The following is a 1,933-nucleotide window of genomic DNA, read 5'->3' as shown; positions in this document are numbered from 1 at the left end:
CGACAAATCCCAAACAGGACAGTCCGAGACGTCAGTCAGGAGGCGAGTCAGCCTCATCAGCAGAACCACCAGTCACATCATCACTGTCAGGAGGCGTCGAGTGCCGACGAATCCAGGGTCACCAGGCCGTCGCCAGACACCGCGGGCGTCGAGCCGGTAGTACCGCTGGAAGTCGGCTTCGAGGTCGTCCCAGCGCTCGAAAGCAACTCGGACGGCCCCATGAGTTCCCCCAGGCCCGCACCGCCCGGGAAGTACTTCGCCCAGACCGCGCGCACCAGCTCGAAGATGTCCGGGTGGCTGGGGCGCTGCTCCATCAGCCGTGCGAACCCGTCCTCCCCGAGCAGACGGCGGCCCATCTCGGCGGCCGCGGCAAGCAGGTCGGACGGCAGCGACGGCTCCGAGCCGAGCACGTCCACGATCAGGCTCGCGGCCTCGGTCTGCTGATCGCCCTGCGCCTGCGCGGCCTCCACCAGGGAACGCAGCAGCAGCGGCAGGTACGGGATGCCGACCAGCGGCTCCCACACTGCGAGCGGCAGCTCGGCCGGCAGCATCGCCACGGTGGCGCCGCCGAAGATCAGCGGCTCCTCGCCGACGGTGTACTCGGCCTTGGCCGCGCGGGCCTTCTCGGCAGCGGCGGCCAGACGGCGCTCACGGGCGGCGTCGAGGTCGATCCCGGCCATGTCGGCTCCTCGGTCTGTCGGCAACGGATCGCCGCAGACGGTAGGAGCCCGTCGCGCTAGCGTCGCGCCGAGGCTTTAGAGCCGAGAATCCTGATGTCCATTCAGATTTCTCAAGTCAGCATGAAGGGTCATGAGTTGAGTACGCCTAGGAACCTGTGCTACATACCATCTCTCACGTGACTGCACCTTGGGGACTTCCATGACTTCTCAGCAGCCATCACCCCTCCCGCCTGGGGAGACCGGCCCCACCGCGTCCGGCACAGCGCCCGGACCTGGGTCGGGGGGAGGGGGCGGGCAGGCTCCGCCACCCCCGCCCAGCCCTGGGGCAGGAGAAGAAGCGGCGCAGGCCACTCCACCATCACCCAGCCCAAGGTGGTGGAGGAACGGCACGATCATGGCTCCGCTGATCGCGGCACTCGTCCCCACATTGATCTTCGGATCGATTCAAGCCTGGCAAACGACCCAGGGGAACGATTCAAATAAACGGAGCGCGGACGCCGCAAGTGCGGGCGAGCAGCGAGAAAAGCAGAAGGACGCCGAGGAGAAGGAGACCGCCGCCGGCCGGCCGGTCTCAATTACCATGGGATCGCCCGACTACTTGGCGGTCAACTATGCCATTCCCGGCCGGACGTACGATCTCGGCGACCTGGCGAAACGAACAGACTCGTTCGGCGATTGGCTAACGAAAAATAAGGCTCGCCCCATCAGCCTATATGCCATCAGGTTCACGATCAGGGCGCTTCGCGATGAAACTGCGATCATTCAGAATTTCAAGCTGAGAGACCGCGACTGCCCGAACGAGGTGGCCACAAGCGTCGAAGAGGTGATCAACCGTCCCAGAACCTTCGCCGGAACCCTCGTCTACCCTCCGCCAATCGGTGGATCGGGCGAGGACATCAAGCGCACCGTCATCGGTTTCGAGGTGAGCCAGTACGACGAAGCTGCAAGAAGCCTCTGGAGTGGCTATCCGAAACCCGGGAAGGTCTCAGGTGGAAAACCAACTGAGATCATGTTCGGCAAGCGCTTCACTGAGCGCCCGGTCGTCTTGAACAAGAAGGATGCGCGCACCTTCGACGTATTCTTCGCCGCGAAACTGGACTGCACGTTCTCTCTCGAGGTGAACGTCACCAGCGGTAATGACGATCTCTGGATTCCAATTATTGAGCCGAAATGGCTCGGTTTCCTACATGATCGCGTAGCAGACGTGTGGGGCCTTGAAGTAGCCGCACACGATGCGGGGCTGGCGCTGCCGT

Annotated in this window: 2 protein-coding genes; one reads left to right on the top strand and one right to left on the bottom strand. The window is 63.9% G+C overall.

The window, feature by feature from the left end:
• Positions 1-86 precede the first annotated feature (86 nt).
• Positions 87-680 (bottom strand): hypothetical protein, encoded by a 594-nt coding sequence (locus ACFU7Y_RS43510; protein ID WP_224274922.1) that lies wholly within the window; start codon positions 678-680, stop codon positions 87-89.
• A gap of 394 nt (positions 681-1,074) precedes the next feature.
• On the opposite strand from ACFU7Y_RS43510, the gene ACFU7Y_RS43505 reads away from it, so the two are divergent.
• Positions 1,075-1,933: hypothetical protein (locus tag ACFU7Y_RS43505; RefSeq protein ID WP_380771985.1), on the top strand; the 859-nt coding region annotated here is incomplete at its 3' end.

Origin of the sequence: Kitasatospora sp. NPDC057542, from assembly GCF_042801945.1 — a bacterium.
In the GTDB taxonomy this organism is placed as follows: domain Bacteria; phylum Actinomycetota; class Actinomycetes; order Streptomycetales; family Streptomycetaceae; genus Kitasatospora.
This window is presented reverse-complemented; position numbering and strand designations above follow the sequence as displayed.

What these genes read in the sequence shown, in the direction of transcription:
- ACFU7Y_RS43510 (WP_224274922.1), bottom strand. Translation starts at nt 680, where the DNA reads ATGGCCGGGATCGACCTCGACGCCGCCCGTGAGCGCCGTCTGGCCGCC.